21 protein-coding genes are annotated in these 15699 nt (G+C 52.4%); 11 read left to right on the top strand and 10 right to left on the bottom strand.

Translation table 11 applies throughout. The annotated features are described in order from the left end of the window. Positions 1–82 precede the first annotated feature (82 nt). From ACP3TA_RS15700 to dcuR, 3 genes are all read left to right on the top strand, one after another. Positions 83–925: a class I fructose-bisphosphate aldolase gene (locus tag ACP3TA_RS15700; RefSeq protein WP_033642729.1), complete on the top strand. Its 843-nt coding sequence runs from the start codon at positions 83–85 to the stop codon at positions 923–925. A gap of 125 nt (positions 926–1050) precedes the next feature. After that, positions 1051–2664, top strand: coding sequence for a sensor histidine kinase (locus ACP3TA_RS15695; protein ID WP_033652021.1), 1614 nt, complete (start codon positions 1051–1053; stop codon positions 2662–2664). Then, entirely contained in the window at positions 2657–3376 is a 720-nt protein-coding gene (gene dcuR, locus ACP3TA_RS15690) for a two-component system response regulator DcuR (protein ID WP_033642727.1), read from the top strand. The genes ACP3TA_RS15695 and dcuR overlap by 8 nt, the downstream gene beginning before the upstream one ends. A gap of 37 nt (positions 3377–3413) precedes the next feature. Here the strand turns inward: dcuR and ACP3TA_RS15685 are convergent, their stop codons facing one another. From ACP3TA_RS15685 to fabV, 6 genes are all read right to left on the bottom strand, one after another. Continuing rightward, positions 3414–3749, bottom strand: a complete 336-nt coding sequence (locus tag ACP3TA_RS15685) for a hypothetical protein (protein WP_033642725.1) — start codon at positions 3747–3749, stop codon at positions 3414–3416. Positions 3750–3782: 33 nt separating this feature from the next. Continuing rightward, positions 3783–4208 (bottom strand): hypothetical protein, encoded by a 426-nt coding sequence (locus ACP3TA_RS15680; protein ID WP_050440156.1) that lies wholly within the window; start codon positions 4206–4208, stop codon positions 3783–3785. A gap of 61 nt (positions 4209–4269) precedes the next feature. Then, positions 4270–4569, bottom strand: a complete 300-nt coding sequence (locus tag ACP3TA_RS15675) for a hypothetical protein (protein ID WP_033642724.1) — start codon at positions 4567–4569, stop codon at positions 4270–4272. Positions 4570–5206: 637 nt separating this feature from the next. Then, positions 5207–5422, bottom strand: a complete 216-nt coding sequence (locus tag ACP3TA_RS15670) for a helix-turn-helix domain-containing protein (protein WP_025302459.1) — start codon at positions 5420–5422, stop codon at positions 5207–5209. Positions 5423–5429: 7 nt separating this feature from the next. Next, complete coding sequence (locus tag ACP3TA_RS15665; RefSeq protein ID WP_033642723.1) at positions 5430–5993, bottom strand: DUF2975 domain-containing protein; 564 nt, start codon at positions 5991–5993, stop codon at positions 5430–5432. A 157-nt stretch (positions 5994–6150) separates the two neighbouring features. Continuing rightward, a complete protein-coding gene (gene fabV / locus ACP3TA_RS15660; RefSeq protein WP_033642722.1) occupies positions 6151–7350 on the bottom strand; it encodes an enoyl-ACP reductase FabV in 1200 nt (399 codons plus the stop codon). Positions 7351–7626: 276 nt separating this feature from the next. Here fabV and ACP3TA_RS15655 point away from each other — a divergent pair, with 276 nt between their 5' ends. From ACP3TA_RS15655 to ACP3TA_RS15645, 3 genes are read left to right on the top strand one after another with little or no spacing between them, the layout of a single operon-like run. Beyond that, on the top strand, positions 7627–7821 hold the full coding sequence (locus ACP3TA_RS15655; RefSeq protein ID WP_144236179.1) for a hypothetical protein: 195 nt from the start codon (positions 7627–7629) through the stop codon (positions 7819–7821). 29 nt (positions 7822–7850) lie between these two features. After that, a complete protein-coding gene (locus ACP3TA_RS15650) occupies positions 7851–8402 on the top strand; it encodes a DUF4225 domain-containing protein (RefSeq protein WP_164489272.1) in 552 nt (183 codons plus the stop codon). Then, positions 8402–8704 carry a hypothetical protein gene (locus ACP3TA_RS15645; protein WP_016928136.1) on the top strand — a complete coding sequence of 101 codons (303 nt, stop codon included), beginning with the start codon at positions 8402–8404 and terminating at the stop codon, positions 8702–8704. Before ACP3TA_RS15650 ends, ACP3TA_RS15645 begins: the two co-directional genes overlap by 1 nt. Positions 8705–8754: 50 nt before the next feature. On the opposite strand, the gene ACP3TA_RS15640 is transcribed toward ACP3TA_RS15645, so the two are convergent. Next, positions 8755–9105 (bottom strand): DUF4377 domain-containing protein, encoded by a 351-nt coding sequence (locus ACP3TA_RS15640; protein ID WP_122017089.1) that lies wholly within the window; start codon positions 9103–9105, stop codon positions 8755–8757. 248 nt (positions 9106–9353) lie between these two features. Between ACP3TA_RS15640 and ACP3TA_RS15635 the strand changes: the two genes are divergently transcribed. Together ACP3TA_RS15635 and ACP3TA_RS15630 are read left to right on the top strand one after the other, a co-directional pair. After that, the gene (locus tag ACP3TA_RS15635) at positions 9354–9698 is read left to right on the top strand and encodes a hypothetical protein (protein ID WP_033642719.1); all 345 of its coding nucleotides are present in this window, start codon (positions 9354–9356) and stop codon (positions 9696–9698) included. Positions 9699–9772: 74 nt separating this feature from the next. Next, the gene (locus ACP3TA_RS15630; protein WP_033640661.1) at positions 9773–9991 is read left to right on the top strand and encodes a hypothetical protein; all 219 of its coding nucleotides are present in this window, start codon (positions 9773–9775) and stop codon (positions 9989–9991) included. Here ACP3TA_RS15630 and ACP3TA_RS15625 read toward each other — a convergent pair. The 3 genes from ACP3TA_RS15625 to umuD all read right to left on the bottom strand — a co-directional run bounded on the left by ACP3TA_RS15625 (position 9988) and on the right by umuD (position 12528). After that, on the bottom strand, positions 9988–10392 hold the full coding sequence (locus ACP3TA_RS15625; protein ID WP_170853218.1) for a hypothetical protein: 405 nt from the start codon (positions 10390–10392) through the stop codon (positions 9988–9990). The two genes, ACP3TA_RS15630 and ACP3TA_RS15625, sit on opposite strands and share 4 nt — an antisense overlap. Before the next feature lie 445 nt (positions 10393–10837). Continuing rightward, positions 10838–12106, bottom strand: coding sequence for a translesion error-prone DNA polymerase V subunit UmuC (gene umuC, locus ACP3TA_RS15620; protein ID WP_122004118.1), 1269 nt, complete (start codon positions 12104–12106; stop codon positions 10838–10840). Then, positions 12106–12528, bottom strand: coding sequence for a translesion error-prone DNA polymerase V autoproteolytic subunit (gene umuD, locus ACP3TA_RS15615; RefSeq protein ID WP_033637997.1), 423 nt, complete (start codon positions 12526–12528; stop codon positions 12106–12108). The genes umuC and umuD overlap by 1 nt, the downstream gene beginning before the upstream one ends. 449 nt (positions 12529–12977) lie before the next feature. On the opposite strand from umuD, the gene ACP3TA_RS15610 reads away from it, so the two are divergent. Genes ACP3TA_RS15610 through ACP3TA_RS15600 form a run of 3 tightly spaced genes read left to right on the top strand, consistent with a single transcriptional unit; the run spans position 12978 to position 15698 of the window. Beyond that, positions 12978–13334 (top strand): GtrA family protein, encoded by a 357-nt coding sequence (locus ACP3TA_RS15610; protein WP_072271515.1) that lies wholly within the window; start codon positions 12978–12980, stop codon positions 13332–13334. Beyond that, the gene (locus ACP3TA_RS15605) at positions 13331–14242 is read left to right on the top strand and encodes a glycosyltransferase family 2 protein (RefSeq protein WP_060447306.1); all 912 of its coding nucleotides are present in this window, start codon (positions 13331–13333) and stop codon (positions 14240–14242) included. The genes ACP3TA_RS15610 and ACP3TA_RS15605 overlap by 4 nt, the downstream gene beginning before the upstream one ends. Position 14243: 1 nt before the next feature. Next, entirely contained in the window at positions 14244–15698 is a 1455-nt protein-coding gene (locus ACP3TA_RS15600; protein ID WP_426784364.1) for a glucosyltransferase domain-containing protein, read from the top strand. Position 15699 lies beyond the last annotated feature (1 nt).

Below are 15699 nucleotides of genomic sequence, written 5' to 3'. Positions count from 1 at the left end.
GCGCGCAGTTTGCGGTTTCCGCGTTTCCCGACCATCCTTACTCGGCAATAATGGACATATCCCTATCTCAGGAGGACCTGACATGCAGCTCAGCAGTAAGGTGCGGATGAACCGCCTGTTCAATAACGGCAAGTGCCTGGATGTGGCGATCGATCACGGCATCGCCAACGAACCGGATTTCTTAATCGGTCTGGAAGATATCGAACGGGTGATGGGCAACCTGATCGCCGCGCGCCCCGACGCCATTCAGGTCAACTACGGCCAGGCGGAGCTGCTGCAGCGCGCGCCGCAGCGCGAAAAGCCGGCGCTGGTGATGCGCACCGACGTCGGCAACGCCTATAACGCCGCGCGCCACCGTGAGATGTGGGCGGTGTTGCACAACCCGGAAGCGCCGATCCTCGCCGCGCTGCAAATGGACGCCGCCGCGGTGGTGGTCAACCTGTATATGATCCCGGATGAACCCGGCATTTTCCGCCAGTGCGTAGAGAACATCGGCCGCCTGCGCCACGCCTGCGATCGCTACGCCATGCCGCTGATGATCGAACCGCTGGTGATGGCCCCGGCCGGCCAGGGCGCCGCCTACGGGTCGCTCGGCGACGTGGAAAAGATCGTGCCGCTGGTGCGGCTGGCGCGCGAACTGGGTGCCGACATCATCAAGGCCGACCCGACCGAACGGGTGGAAGATTTCCACCGCGTGGTGGAAGCGGCGCGCTGCCCGACGCTGGTGCGCGGCGGCGGCAAGGGGGAGCTGGGCCCGGTGCTGGAGAAATCCGCGGCGCTGATGGCCCAGGGCGCGTCCGGCATGGTCTATGGCCGCAACGTGTATCAACACAGCAATCCGTCGCAGGTGGTGCGCGCCCTGATGGCGATCATCCATCAAGGCGCCAGCGGCCAACAGGCGCTGGAGATCTACCACCAGCAGTGACCCGCTTTTGTAACTAAAATAACCCCTTCGCGACCCGGCAGCATGCTATAACCTGCTGCCGGTAACTGCAGCTTGCCTCATTCCTCGCTAGAATACGCCGTGATATCGCCATTCGGAGAACCGCCATGCCAAAACAACGGGTGCCGCTCAAGCTGAGCACCTCCATCACGCTGATGGTGTCCGCCATCATCGCTTCGGTGCTGCTGGTGGTGTTCGCGCTGTTTTTCGTGCAGATGAGCCGCGAAGGGCAAGATCAGCTGCAGCAAAAAGCCATCGCTATCGCCAACACGCTGGCGCTCTCGAGCACCGTGATAGACGGCCTGCAGCGACGCGATCAAAGCGGCGCCGTGCAGCGCTTCGCCGAGCAGGTGCGCCATCAAAACGAGCTGCTGTTCGTGGTGGTGGTGGATATGCAGGGCATCCGCTATTCGCATCCCAAACCCTGGCTGATCGGCAAACATTTCATCGGCGAAGATCTGGCGCCGGCGCTGCAGGGCAACGTCAACAGCGCCATCAACCGCGGCACGCTGGCCCCGGCGCTGCGGGTGTTCGTGCCGGTGTATGACGAGCAGCGGCGGCAAATCGGCGTGGTGGCGCTCGGCATCGCGCTGGACACCGTGCAGCGGGTGGTGGCGGAAAGCCGCTGGATCATCTATTGGACCATCGCCTTCGCCGCGCTGGTCGGCAGCCTGGGCACTTTTTTCCTGGTCTCCGCGCTCAAACGCATCATGCTGGGTTTCGAGCCTTACGAAATATCCAACCTGTTCGAGCAGCGCAACGCCATGCTGCAGTCGATTAAAGAAGGCGTGATCGCGGTCGATAATGATTCCCGCATCACCATCGTCAACGACGAGGCCAAGCGCCTGCTGCGCCAGAGCGGCCCGGTGGAAAACCTGCTGCTGGACGCCGCCAGCAAGCATTGGCCGGCGCAGCTGCATCTGGCGGAAGTGCTGGCCAGCGGCAAGCCGCTGCGCGATCGACAGATCAGCTTCAACGGCAGCGAACTGCTGACCAATACCGTGCCGGTGATCGTCAACGGCCAGGTGACCGGCGCCATCGCCACCTTCCGCGACAAGACCGAGGTCAGCCGGCTGCTGCAGCGCCTGAGCGGCATGGCGCACTACGCCGATGCCCTGCGGGTGCAGTCGCACGAATTTATGAACAAGCTGCACGTGATACTCGGCATGCTGCACATGAAGGCTTATCAGCAGTTGGAAAACTACATCATCAATACCGCCAGCAACTACCAGGAAGAGATCGGCGCGCTGCTGCGCAAGATCCACTCGCCGGAAGTGGCGGGCTTCTTCATCGGCAAGATCAGCCGCGCTCACGAAGCCGGCATCGAACTGACCATCGAGGAAACCAGCCTGCTGCCGGAAACCGACGACGCGGAAACCACGCACGTGCTGATCAGCGTGCTCGGTAACCTGATCGAAAACGCCATCGACGCCATCGACGGCGTTGAAGGCCACGAGATCGGCCTGAGCTTCCATCACCACGACGATCAATTACACTGTATCGTCAGCGACGACGGCCCCGGCATCGATCCGGCGATCGCCGCGCACATCTTTGAACACGGATTTTCCACCAAGGGAACGGGACGCGGCATCGGCCTGGCGCTGATCCGCAGCCATCTGGAGAAACTGGGCGGCGGCATCGATGTCGAGTCCGAACCGGGCGAGCTGACCCAATTTTTCGTGCACCTTCCCTATCAGGCCAAGAGCGAAACCCATGATTAACGTACTGATTGTCGACGACGACCCGATGGTGGCGGAGCTGAACAAATATTACCTGAGCCAGATCGGCGGTTTTCACTGCCAGGCGACGGTCGCCACCCTGGGCCAGGCGCGCGCCCTGCTGGCCGACGCCAGCGTCAGCATCGATCTGGTGCTGCTGGATATCTACATGCAGCAGGAGAACGGGCTGGATCTGCTGCCCGGCCTGCGCGAGCTCGGCGAGAAGACCGATGTGATCATCATCTCTTCCGCCAGCGATGTAAACACAGTGCAAAAGGCGCTGCACTACGGCGTGGTGGATTACCTGATCAAGCCGTTCCAGTTCAGCCGCTTCAAAGAGGCGCTCAGCCACTATCGACAACAGTCGCAGCTGCTGGCGCAGCGCGAGTTTTCGCAGGCTGACGTCGACAGTCTGCTGCGCCGCCAGCCCGGCGGCCAGGAGAGCAAAAAGCTGCCGAAGGGCCTGACCAGCATCACCCTGAGCACGGTCTGCGAGTGGATAGAACAGCAGCACGACAGCGAATTCTCCACCGACAACCTGGCCAACGCCATCGGCATTTCGCGGGTGTCCTGCCGCAAGTACCTCATCTATCTGGCGGAAAGCGGCATTCTCGGCACCCGCATTCTGTACGGCGCGACGGGCCGCCCGGTTTATCTATATCAGCTGAAGCCGGACGCGATCGCCATGCTGAAAGAGCATTGCCGCCCGGCATAAACGACGCCGGGCGCTGCAAGCGCCCGGACGTTGAAAGCTAGAAGTTGTACATGTAACACCTCGCCTCGCGGTGAGGATCTTTCGAGTGTATCCGCAGGCAGCGCTGCTTTTTCTGCTGTTGCTCCAGGTGTCGCTGCTGCCGCTTGGCGGCTTCTGCGGCCTCGCGCTGCTGTTCGCGTGCAATCGCCTGCTCATTGGCCTGCGTCAGGCTGTCGACATTCCACACCTTGTGGCGCAGCGCGCTGCGTTTTTTCTGGTACTCCTCGGGGACTTTATTGTCCTTCGGCGGCGCCGCGTGGTATTCCAAATCCACCCGCGCCTGCGCAAAGCAGGCGCAACACAGGGCCACGCCGACCAACACTAGCCTTTTCATCGATAAACTCCTGACAAATCCCTGTTCTCATCTTTAGCAATTCAGCGGCCGGCCATTCAGCCAGGCGCGGCAATAAACGCCGACAAACGGCCGATGCGGCCCCGTCAGAGACGTCCGCCGCAGACGCAGCGACAGGCAACGGACGATATCGGCACCCTGTTCACAGGCCGATCGGGCGCTCTGATGCCCCTGTGCGGAAGGTCTCGCCGCTTCCTGCGTTTGCAACCGGATTTCCAACGCTTCCCGCTCCGCACGCAGCAGCGCCAGCTGCATGCGCTCCGCCTGAATCTGTTCAGCCAACCAAATATGCTGCAACAAGCCATCCAGCCGCGCCGGACACCCCGCCGCAGAGGGACTTTCCGTCGAGGCGCCGGGCGAGGAATGGCGATCGATGAACGCCTGACTGCAAAATGAGGCCAGCAGCGCCAGCGCCGCAGCGATTAACGAAGGTAGTTTCAATACACAAGCTCCATGAATAAGCCGACTGGGGCGCGCCGCGAAAAACGACGCAGAGAACCGTTCAACAGCCGTTGAGTGAAGACACCTGAGGCTCCGCGGGATCGGGCGCATGTTGCCCTCCCGTCGCCGGCGCTTTCGCGTTTTCGGCATCGCATTCCGCCAGACGCGCCAGGGTTTCGGCCTCATTCTCCGTGGGCGGGGTCGGCTCAGCCATCTCTTGTCGCAGGCCATGCGCCAGCTCTTTCAATTTCTTCTGAAACAGCACGGGAGAAATTCCCTCGCATTGCCGATCGTAACGGGCCGCATTTGCTTGCAGACTCAACAACGACATTATCAACATGGCGACAATACGCTTTGCCATTGAAAACTCCTGTAAGGATGTCTGGGTATGTTGATATATATTCAACAAGCAGAGATTCATCGTTTAAAGATAAATAACGCATCGGAAAAACAGAGTAACGAATTAATAATAAACCGTTCCACAATATCTTTGAGATAACGTCTGCCGCCCCGCCGAATAAAGAGCGGCGGTTAGCGCCCCCCTATTTTCGACCAGTCCAGCGTACCGCCGATACCGACCCGGCCTTCATTCAGCACGGCAGCGGCGGATTCGCCGGCGATAATGCGCTGTTTCTGTTCTCGCGTTGCGGGCTGCGGTGTTCCCCAACTCCCCCAGTGAGTGGAGGAGGATGAGGATGAAACAGTGGGGTGAATGGCACTGCATCCGTTTAATACAAGACACAATGCCAGAAGAGAATTACGCCATGTCATACTATTTCCCTTAAAATAACGCTATTGGTAGTGACGGTAAATGAAAAACGAGTTTATTTAGTTTAATAACTTTCGCCGCATGCAATCGCCTGCGACAAAAAGAATACGCAAGTGTTAATCACCCGTTATTTTAATTAACCTGAATCAAACAAATATCGTTCAATAAGACAACGCTAATCGCAGAAATGGGCCAGCAGGCTCAGCGCACTTCCGAGTGCGCTGGGATCTTACTCTTCGCCGTCCGGCTGCCAGGCCAGCAGATCGCCAGGCTGGCAGTCGAGAATGCGGCAGATCTTGTCCAGCGTTTCCAGCCTGACTCCCTTGACCTTGCCGTTTTTCAACAGAGACAGGTTTTGCTCGGTGATCCCCACCTGCTCCGCCAGCTCCTTTGAACGCATCTTCCTTTTGGCCAACATGACATCAAGACTTACGATTATTGCCACTCTATTCTCACACGAAAGAAAGCTGTTCTTCATTCAGCCGCAACGCTTCCAGAAATACCCGGCTAAATACCAGGATTGCGCAGCCTACGATCAGCGAGCGCACCGACTCGCTATTGACGCCATAATAAAGGATAAACAGCATTTTTTCATCGGCGGTCAATACCATTACCTGCAGCAGACCGGCTAACGACGGGAACAACACATCGACGATCAGCAAGATGCCAATGATCTGCAACAGCACCATATTGTTGCGATGCCACACGTTGCCGCGGAAGAATTGATAAAATAGCCCGGCGCCGCACAGCAGCGCGCTGTAATAGGGCAAATAACCGAGCATGTCGATAACCAGCGTGGCGAACAGCGCCCAGCGTTGCTGCGGGATCGCGTAGGCGAGCAGCTCCGGGTAATATTCCCGGTAAGAGGCGACGATATCGCGATAGGCTACGCCCTGCAGCCAGTCCCGCACGATGATGAACATCTCAACGCCGGTGCTGACGATCAGCATCGCCATAATGAGCAAACACAGACAACGCACATACAGCGGCAGATGGATCCTTGGCGCAGCGCCCATAATTTTCTATCCCTTAATCAACAGCAATAAATTATCGTAAAACGATAATTTATTGCTGTCAATGATCAAGTGGACTGATGAGTCAGGCGGTGGTCGCCAACGCGCGCACAATAAAAAAGGCCGGGCTAACCCGACCTTGTTTGACCGCTCGACGCGCTTAGACCAGTTCGATCACGTCGAAGTTGGCTTCGCCGCTCAGATCGGCATCGTAATCAACGCCCTGCAGACCGAAGCCGAACAGGCGCAGGAATTCCGCCTTGTAGCCCTGGTAATCGGTCAGTTCGTTGATGTTGCTGTCGTTCAGCTGCTTCCAGATTTCACGGCAGGTTTCCTGCACTTCGTCACGCAGTTCCCAGTCATCCAGGCGCAGACGGTGTTTCTCGTCGGTATCCGGCGCCGCACCGCTGTACAGCTTGGTGGCGAACAGACGCTGGATCTGCTCGATGCAGCCTTCGTGAATGCCCTGCTCCTTCATGATCTTGAACACGATGGAGATATACAGCGGCATCACCGGAATGGCGGAAGAAGCCTGCGTCACCACCGACTTGAGCACCGCAACGTAAGCCGCGCCGCCTTTGGCCTGCAGCTTCTGGTTGATGGCGTGCGCCGCGCGATCCAGATCTTCTTTCGCCTTGCCCAGCGTACCGTGCCAATAGATTGGCCAGGTCAGATCGGTACCGATGTAGGAGTAAGCGACAGACTGCGCGTTATCCGCCAGCACGCCCGCTTCGTCCAGCGCGTCCATCCACAGCTGCCAGTCCTGGCCGCCCATCACCTTCACGGTGTCGGCGATTTCTTGCTCGTTGGCCGGCTCGACCACGGCCTCAACCAGCACGTCTTTGTTGGTGTCCAGCGCGACGGATTTGTACGGCTCGCCGATCGGCTTCAGTGCGGAACGCACCACTTCGCCGGTTTCCGGCATCTTACGCACCGGCGAAGCCAGCGAGTAAACCACCAGGTCAACCTGACCCAGGTCTTTCTTGATCAGATCGATAACGGTCTGACGGCACTCGTTGGAAAATGCGTCGCCGTTGATGCTTTTCGCGTACAGGCCTTCTTCTTTAGCTGCCTTGTCGAAACCGGCGGAGTTGTACCAACCGGCGGAACCGGTTTTGCCTTCGCTGCCAGGCTTCTCGAAAAATACGCCGATGGTGGCCGCACCGCTGCCGAAAGCGGCATTGATGCGCGAGGCCAGACCGTAACCGGTGGATGCACCAATGACCAGCACCTTTTTAGGCCCGTTTTTCAGTTCGCCGCGCGACTTAACGTAGGCGATTTGCTCACGGACGTTGGCTTCACAGCCTGCCGGGTGAGCGGTGGTGCAGATAAAACCACGAATTTTAGGTTTGATAATCATAGTAATTTTTTCTTGGTAGCTAAAAACCGAAGGACAATATACCTGATTTTCTCGATATACTTAAGAAAGTGCGAAAACAAGCGCAGTGAACAGACCAGTTTAGTCGAGGGATCAGGGTTGCCCAACTCCGCATCGTGATGCCTCCACGCGCCACGCTTCGCACCCTCAGCGCGTTCAAGCCTTCCCTCTTAAAATCAGCAAAAGTTGATCATGCTTCTGGCGTTGCGTTATGGTGTGGCTGTTTTTCGGTCGAAATCCAGGGAGGAACAAAGAAAAATGGATAATCCACTGTTACTAAAGGAACGTTTAAATACCTACTCGCAAACGATGGCTCGTCAACAAGGACGTATGCTTTTAGAACTCTCAGAGCGCGTTAATAGGGACTTTTTAAAAGATCGGACAGTCGGTAATGCCTTCAGACATGAGATGCACTGCTTTGTGAATGATAAATTGCAAAATGCCAACAAGTAGGTGAAGCGGCGAATGTTGCAATGAGAGAAATGAAGCAAGAATATCAATCGCTTTCTGAGCAAGAGCGCTTATTGCGAACTGACGCCGTGACACCTTATGCCGTAATGAGAAAGAAAGTCAGTCATGACGCCGTAGTGACCTACGTGTTAGCCGGCGTTGGCTTCCTCTCGGGAATAGCACAAATTTTACTCGGCGTGGGCTTGGATTGGACTGGCGTCGGAGCCATTCCAGGAACGTTACTTTTAATCAATGGCATCAATAATGTCTACGAAAACGGTTATACGCTGTTATTTGGCAAGAATACTATTGGTCCAGGCCGAATGATGTACCGTTCTGCGGCTTCAACGCTAGGCTATTCCCATTCAGCAGCAGACATGGCGTTAGGTGGCGTAGACTTACTGTTATCAGGCTATGGTTTACTAAAACTGTCGCTGAAACCAGAAGCCTGGCGATTATTTCGCTACATCAATACAGACTATATTCGCGGTTGGAGAAACATGGGAAGAACCAGCTTGATGCTTGAAGGTGGCGCAGATGTCTCAACCCTTAATTCCATTTATAAAGGCAGCCAGGAACAGTGATGGAACCAACTTTATATTATATTCTTTCTACTCTCGCTGCCGCGGCCTGTCTGGCCGTGAAATACGGCTTCAGACCGCCTCTGGGTTCCAAGGGTTATGTCGTTCTGGTTACGATATGTTTTTTAATCCTTTGCTGGCAATTTACCCTTTTTGCCAACGGCAACGCGATGTTTATTGCTGACTCTGAAACATGGACCAAAGAAAATTGGCCTCTACGCTACTGTGCGTTGGGGTTTGCTCTTGCACATGCCTTCGCCACTTTCGAATCCTCCAGAAGAAAGAAAAAAGACAAACTTTCCTGAAGTCGTCACCACCAAATGAAACGCCATTTGGTGGTGACAAGGTAGATCCATTACGCCTTGTTCTTTTCCAACTGCTCGATCAGCGTGTAACGCAGCGATGAGGCGTCGGCCGGTACGTTCTCCACCGGGGTGACGCGCACTTTCAGCCGATACTGATAGCCCGGTTCGAAGGTGAAACCCTCGATGCCGGTATAGAACAACTCCCACGGCTGCTGCGCGGAGCGGCGCACCTGCATGCACTTCATCGGGCCGACGCCCACGCAGTCCACCAGCGCGCTGTTGACCAGCAACACTTCCGTTTGGCCGCCTTTCTCGTTCTCGGGCTGATTCATCGAGGTTCCCTCCTGGCTGCAGCCGGCCAGCGCGGCCAACGCAACAAATAACAACGCTTTAATTTTCAATGTACTGCACCAATAGTCATCCAGGGGCGCCATGCTAACAAATTAACCGGCTCAAGAGAACGGATAGCGATACGGATCCACACGCCCAAAATATCATTCCTCGGTGCTCTATCAGTCTGGAAAATATCGCAAAATAAACCCCCTGTTCTTATCCGAACCGGTAATTACCCCCGCTATTTTTTCTGTTAAAAACAGCTGGCTTGCGCAAGCTTTACTGAATTTAACTGAATCGATAAAGAGGGAATTTTATGCAAGAGATCGATGCCAAACACTTTCACCTGATCGCCGGCGCCGGTAACTTTGCCGACAACCGCGGCAGCAATGGCCGCGTCAACAACAACGGCGGCAACAAGAACGGGGGCGGGTCATCCAATCAGGGATTCTACGGCAAGCACACCTCGCCGGATTGCGTTAACGGCGTGATCACCGGTTCTCTGGGCGGCCTTGGCGGCCTGGCGGTGGGCGCGCTCAACGGCGGCTGCTTCAAGGAAGGCAGCAAAGGCGGCGGCAACGTCGGCATGGGGAAAGGCGGCAACAAAAACAGCGGCAGCAACTGCAATAGCAATAAAGGCGGCAATACCTGTTCGCGCTAAGCGGTTTTAATTAATCAAAGCCCCGGCTGAGCCTCTCCGTTCGGTCGGTGCTTTCCGTATTTTTGGTGATAACCATGTTTAAACTGTTTCGTACCTTATGCCTGCTGCTCGGCTTCTGGATCGCCACCCTGCTGCTCAGCGGCGCGGGGGTCTCCTTTACCCACGGCTACGCCGCGCCTAAAAATCTGTCGCATTTCGTCGTCTCGCTGGTGGTGGTCGGCGCCATCCTGCTGTGGATCCATAAATTGCTGCGGTTCTTTTTTGCCGAAAAATTTGAGAAGAAACCGCGTTAAGCCGTGTTCTCGTTGGGGGCACCGCCCGCAACGATAAAACCGGCATCGCGAATCGCCGCCTTAACCTGCCTGGCGTCCATCACGGCCGTTTTCACATAGCCAAAAAAGGCCACCCGTGCGCTGGGCAAACGGATTGGCGTCGCCAGTTGGGCCCTGAGCTCACGATTGCGCTGCGCCATCACCTCGGCGCGCGCCTGCCAAAACGCGGTGGCGTCGGCGCGTGTTTCAGTGGCGGAGTCGAACCGAGAGGCCAACTCGCTGAGCGCCTCCCACTCCGCCAACAGGGCGGCGATCACTTCAGGATTAGCCACCTGCTCCCAGTCAGAGGGTAAGGCCCCCTCACGCCACGCCTCGAGATAGCCGGGCAACATCATCTTTAATTGACTCAGTTGCTCGTTCACTGCGGGTTACCTTTTATAGCGCCTGATGCCGGGATATTTCCCATAATGACACTCTCGTTAAACCGTTGATGGGAGCAATGGTCGAAGCTTATCAGCGCCATAGATGACGTAATGACTTTTGGTGCGGCCAAATTAGCGATGTGTGCGGTTGGGGAGTGAGACGGGAGCTCGGGCTGATGGCTGTGACGCGAAAAGAGAAACGGGGATTGTTGCTGGCGTCTTAGGTGAAATTTACTTATAAATCAATCACACAAAAAAAGACCGAATACGATTCCTTTATACGAAGAGGAATGAAAATATCCTTTTTTAACAACGCGTTACCAAACTTTTAGTCTTTGCAATCCCTTGCTATACCTTGCATTCCCTGCCTTTAATTTCAGATAGTTACTAGAACCCTCGGAGCAATTCGGAATAATTTAGGTACTAAAACTCTCAATCACAAACGCTAATATACTCGCGCACGCGGCAGATCACTCAGCCGTGTCGTGTATGCCGGCGACAGTAGCTCACGCTTCATTGACCACACCTGATGCGCCCCTTGTCCTGCAAACCACAGTTTTGCCCTCCCCGAGTTATTGATCCGATCAAGCACCCCCATCAGTTGCTCGCTGTTATGCCGTGGCTTGTACTCATCGAACAACCCCAACTGAGCCACACCTTGACTGTAAAAATCCTGCAGCATCACCCCGCCTTTCTGATATCGATGGCCAGGTTGCCAAACCGCATCCAGGCAACGCATAGCCGCAGCGATAATGTCCCGAGTATCCTGCGTTGGCGTGCTCAGTTTTATGCTTGCGGTGTTGCCATAGTATTCCTCATTGATGGCAAATGGGCTGGTTTTGAGCCACGCGCTGACATGCCGGCAATACTGATGCTCCTCCCTCAACTTCTCCGCTGCACGCGTCGCGTACATGCAAATAGCCTGATGCATCTGGTCATACTCGGTGATCCGATCTCCGAAGCTGCGGCTGCAGATGATCTGTTGTTTTGTCGGCGCAAACTCCTCCAGCTCGAGACAAGGCTGACCACGTAGCTCGCGGACGGTTCGCTCTATCACAACGCTGAAATGCTTGCGGATCATCGTAGTGCTTGCATCGGCCAGTTGGAGTGCCGTTTCTATACCCATCATGTTGAGCTTTTTCGATATCCGGCGTCCGATACCCCAGACCTCATCGACAGGCACGAGGCCCATCAATTTGCGCTGGCGCCCTTCATTGGACAGATCCACTACTCCGCCAGTCTTGTCCCACTTCTTCGCCGCGAAGTTTGCCAGCTTGGCTAACGTCTTGGTTTGGGCAATGCCAACGCCTACAGTTAGCCCAGTGTTGCGCAGTACCTTGGCCCTCACCTGGCGGCCGAAAGTATCCAGATCAATGCAGTTACGAACTCCAGTCAGATCAAGAAAACTTTCGTCAATTGAATACACTTCTACGCGTGGCGCCATCTCTTCTAAAACAGCCATCACACGCTGAGACATGTCGGCGTATAGCTCATAGTTGCTGCTGAACGCGATGCCCCCTGCGCGCTCAAATTCCCGCTTAATTTTGAAATAGGGTTCTCCCATCTTTAACCCTAACGCCTTCGCTTCCTTGCTCCTGGCTACGACGCATCCGTCATTATTCGACAGAACGACGACAGGACGCCCTCGCAGATCTGGGCGCCACAACGTTTCGCAGCTCGCGTAGAAGCTGTTCACATCAGCAAGCGCGTACATCACTTGAGCCTCGTTATCGAAGACACAACAACGCCCATCACCTCCAGATCGTCACCGCCATCATGAAGCAGGATCGGCTCATACTTCGGGTTCATGGGTTCCAATTGCGCGCGAGGATGCAAACAGAGACGCTTCACGGTGAACTCGCCGGCTATGCTGGCAATAACAATATCTCCATGGGCTGGGCTGATGCTGCGGTCAACAACAAGCATAGAGCCCTCAGTGATCCCGGCCTCAAGCATGGAATCACCTGTCGCATAGAGAAAATAGGTCGCATTGGGATGGCTGATGCAGTACTCGTTCAGATCGATGCGCGAACTGACGTAATCGGCTGCAGGACTGGGAAACCCCGCCGGCACCTTGTCGGCGAAAAGCGGGATTTTGAGCTTGGTTGGGTTTGGTGTTGGATAAAAGAAAGTCATAATGTTGCCTTGTTACTGTGTTTTTATACAGTATATGCGCAAGATTTTGACGGGGGAAAGTTCGGATTTTTGTTAGAAAGGTAGGATATTGATCGGTAAAGAAAGATAGTTTCGATGAATGGCCGAGTTCCCTCCAGGCTACAACTCACGATCGAAGTTCGACCTTCAGCGCGTTTTCGCGTCCACAAGTAGAACACTGTGCCGATGTTTATCGCGACATTATCCCTTGAGATATCAGTCTGAGAGGAGCGCCAGAACCCAACTATCAGGTGGCGTGAGGCAACGCTGACGGACGGCGTGCTGGGAGTCATACGTTGTTACTACAGTACGTCACCATGCCCCAACGATAGTGATTGTGCTTACTTATCATCTTGATGGGCTAGAAAATTTTGCCATCAATATCATGCGATGGCAGAATATGGCAAACCAACATTTAAGAATTTTACGCATTGAATACTTTTATACGTTATGCATCTGTAGGGGTAATGAATACCCTGGCTCACTGGGCTGTTTTTGGGCTCATGCTCTTTAGCGGTTTCTCACAATCAGTTTCAAATGTTGTCGCTTTTGGCATCGCTGTAACCGTTTCGTTCTTTGCTAACGCCAAGTGGACGTTCAAGGCACAAGCTACAACTTACCGCTATATGGTGTATGTGTTGTTTATGGGAGGTATGGCATTCTCTGTCGGTTGGGCAGCAGATACGCTACATGCAAACCCAATTGTAACTCTCGTTACTTTTTCAGTGATCAGCCTAATCTGTGGCTTCATTTATTCTAAGTTAGTTGTCTTCAGGGAAGATAAATGAAAATTTCACTTGTAGTTCCCGTATTCAACGAGGAAGAAGCAATTCCTCTATTCTACCAATCTGTGCGTCAGTTTAAACCTTTTCAGCATATAGATGTAGAGATCGTTTTCGTCAACGATGGTAGCTCAGATAGAACGGAAGAAATACTGTCTTCCTTATCTAATGATGATCAAAATGTTAAATCGATAAATTTTTCCAGGAATTTCGGGAAAGAACCTGCATTATTTGCTGGTTTGGAAGCCGCTACCGGTGATGCTATTATCCCAATTGACGTTGACCTTCAAGATCCAATTGATGTTATCCCACTATTATTGAATAAGTGGCAAGATGGTGCAGACGTGGTGTTGGCTAAACGTATGGATAGGCAATGCGATGGCCGAATGAAGAGAAAAACAGCAGAATGGTTTTATCGAGTACACAATAAAATAAGTAAACCGGCCATAGAAGAGAATGTAGGTGATTTTAGGCTGATGACCAGGGAAGTGGTAGAAAGCATTAAATTACTTCCAGAGAGAAACCTATTTATGAAAGGTATCCTTAGCTGGGTTGGAGGAAATGTTGAAATTGTTGAATACTCTAGAGCCGAGCGAGTCGCAGGAACCAGCAAATTTAATGGCTGGAAGCTTTGGAATTTGGCAATAGAGGGAATTACAAGTTTTTCCACCTTCCCTCTTCGTGTTTGGGCTTACATTGGATTTTTTGTTGCTGCAATTTCCTTCATGTATGGCGCATGGATGATCATAGATAAGGTTATTTGGGGAAACCCGGTAGCTGGCTACCCTTCAATTATTGTTTCCATTCTTTTCCTTGGCGGTGTACAGCTTATAGGAATCGGAGTGCTTGGGGAATATATTGGTAGAATATACATTGAAACCAAACGTCGCCCACGCTATATAATAAAGAAGTGAGATGAGAATTAAAATGTTTTGTAAAATCGACAAAAAAGCACTGCTCCTTTACTCAGGGATTGCTCTTCTTTTTATTTATCCATTAATCCAAGCTGGTATTTTTTATAGGGATGATCTAGATAGAGCCATAACTGGTCAGTATGGATGGAGAGGATTAGGTCGGCCTGTTGCAGATATTCTCATGAAAGTTTTATCCGCCAGTGGCCACTATAACCTTGATCTATACCCCTATACTATGATTGCTTCCTGCTTGTTTATCGGTGGGGCATCGCTTTTACTTAGCGATCATTTATCGAGGTTAGAAGTTCCTTCACACAAATTAGTTGCGGCTCTTCTAATTTTTAATCCATTCATGCTGCAAAATATCGCTTACAGATATGACTCTTTAGGCATGTCCATCGCTTTTTTCCTAGCGGTTATGGCTTATACCTATACAGCCAGTAATCCTACAAGACAAACTTTAGTAAAACTGTTCGCTGGCGTACTATCTTTAACCATATACCAACCATGTGCAAATGTATTTATTGGTTTACTTGCTGTAGACGTAATGATCGCAGCAGTAAAAAATGACTGTAAAGCTACTGACATTATAAAAAGAATACTTAACAAAACGGCTTTATTCGTCTCTTTTTACATGGTTTACATGTTATTCTTTGCTGCAAAAAGTAATTCACGCGCAGAGATCATATCAGCTAATACTGAAGGGCTAGAGCATTTAGCCTCTACGCTTAGTTCATTAAAAAACATGGCGCTATCATATTTCCATGGCCCAGTTTATATTTATTTTTTGATTCCAGTTATTGCTGGCTTGATTTTCATGTTGTTTGCAAATCGCCATAAGAAAAAATCTATATTATCATTCAGTCTTTATTGGGTTATTTCCCTATTTATATTTTTAGTTTCACTGATGGGGCCAACCATATTTCTTAAAGATGCTCCGGTATTCCCCAGGACTTTGGTTTCCTTCTCAGCGTGTCTTGTTTTAATTTCGATTCCCATTGTTTATTTTTTACCAAAAATGAAATATTTATCACTAATTCCTGTTATTACAGCAATTGCATTCAGCGCACAATTAGGCAGTGCCATTAAATCACAGCGCGAGTATGAAGATTTTATTTTTAACATGATCAGTCGTGACTTGCTCACTCATAATGAAATTACCACCATCGGAACAGTTGGCCAGGTCAATATAAATGAAAGGGCTAAATTGTTAGTGGACAACAAACCATTAATAGGCTATTTCCTTAGCCCTGCATCTGAGTTTTTAGCTTCTTTTCAACTAATTAACAAAGGGTTCCCGCAGACTCTGCATGGTTATGGAGATGAACAAAACAATAAAAATGTGCTTTCTCGTATGATTAGCAGTGGGATTAAACCAATCTCAACTAATAAGGAATATTCTCTGTTCATTTCAGGTAATACAGCCATTGTATCATTGGGAATGGATAATAATTGAT

It is taken from the genome of Serratia sp. 2C06, from assembly GCF_050037615.1.
Classification (GTDB): Bacteria; Pseudomonadota; Gammaproteobacteria; order Enterobacterales; family Enterobacteriaceae; genus Serratia; species Serratia ureilytica.
Note: the sequence above shows the minus strand (reverse complement) of the source record. Positions and strands in the feature narration are given on the sequence as shown.

Excerpts from the sequence above, each read along its gene's own strand:
- ACP3TA_RS15685 (WP_033642725.1), bottom strand. The coding sequence starts at position 3,749 with ATGAAAAGGCTAGTGTTGGTCGGCGTGGCCCTGTGTTGCGCCTGCTTT.
- ACP3TA_RS15635 (WP_033642719.1), top strand. The coding sequence starts at position 9,354 with ATGCAAGAGATCGATGCCAAACACTTTCACCTGATCGCCGGCGCCGGT.
- ACP3TA_RS15600 (WP_426784364.1), top strand. The coding sequence starts at position 14,244 with ATGAGAATTAAAATGTTTTGTAAAATCGACAAAAAAGCACTGCTCCTT.
- umuD (WP_033637997.1), bottom strand. The coding sequence starts at position 12,528 with ATGACTTTCTTTTATCCAACACCAAACCCAACCAAGCTCAAAATCCCG.
- ACP3TA_RS15695 (WP_033652021.1), top strand. The coding sequence starts at position 1,051 with ATGCCAAAACAACGGGTGCCGCTCAAGCTGAGCACCTCCATCACGCTG.
- ACP3TA_RS15605 (WP_060447306.1), top strand. The coding sequence starts at position 13,331 with ATGAAAATTTCACTTGTAGTTCCCGTATTCAACGAGGAAGAAGCAATT.
- ACP3TA_RS15645 (WP_016928136.1), top strand. The coding sequence starts at position 8,402 with ATGGAACCAACTTTATATTATATTCTTTCTACTCTCGCTGCCGCGGCC.
- ACP3TA_RS15655 (WP_144236179.1), top strand. The coding sequence starts at position 7,627 with ATGGATAATCCACTGTTACTAAAGGAACGTTTAAATACCTACTCGCAA.
- ACP3TA_RS15650 (WP_164489272.1), top strand. The coding sequence starts at position 7,851 with ATGAAGCAAGAATATCAATCGCTTTCTGAGCAAGAGCGCTTATTGCGA.
- umuC (WP_122004118.1), bottom strand. The coding sequence starts at position 12,106 with ATGTACGCGCTTGCTGATGTGAACAGCTTCTACGCGAGCTGCGAAACG.
- ACP3TA_RS15630 (WP_033640661.1), top strand. The coding sequence starts at position 9,773 with ATGTTTAAACTGTTTCGTACCTTATGCCTGCTGCTCGGCTTCTGGATC.
- fabV (WP_033642722.1), bottom strand. The coding sequence starts at position 7,350 with ATGATTATCAAACCTAAAATTCGTGGTTTTATCTGCACCACCGCTCAC.
- ACP3TA_RS15665 (WP_033642723.1), bottom strand. The coding sequence starts at position 5,993 with ATGGGCGCTGCGCCAAGGATCCATCTGCCGCTGTATGTGCGTTGTCTG.
- ACP3TA_RS15700 (WP_033642729.1), top strand. The coding sequence starts at position 83 with ATGCAGCTCAGCAGTAAGGTGCGGATGAACCGCCTGTTCAATAACGGC.
- dcuR (WP_033642727.1), top strand. The coding sequence starts at position 2,657 with ATGATTAACGTACTGATTGTCGACGACGACCCGATGGTGGCGGAGCTG.
- ACP3TA_RS15675 (WP_033642724.1), bottom strand. The coding sequence starts at position 4,569 with ATGGCAAAGCGTATTGTCGCCATGTTGATAATGTCGTTGTTGAGTCTG.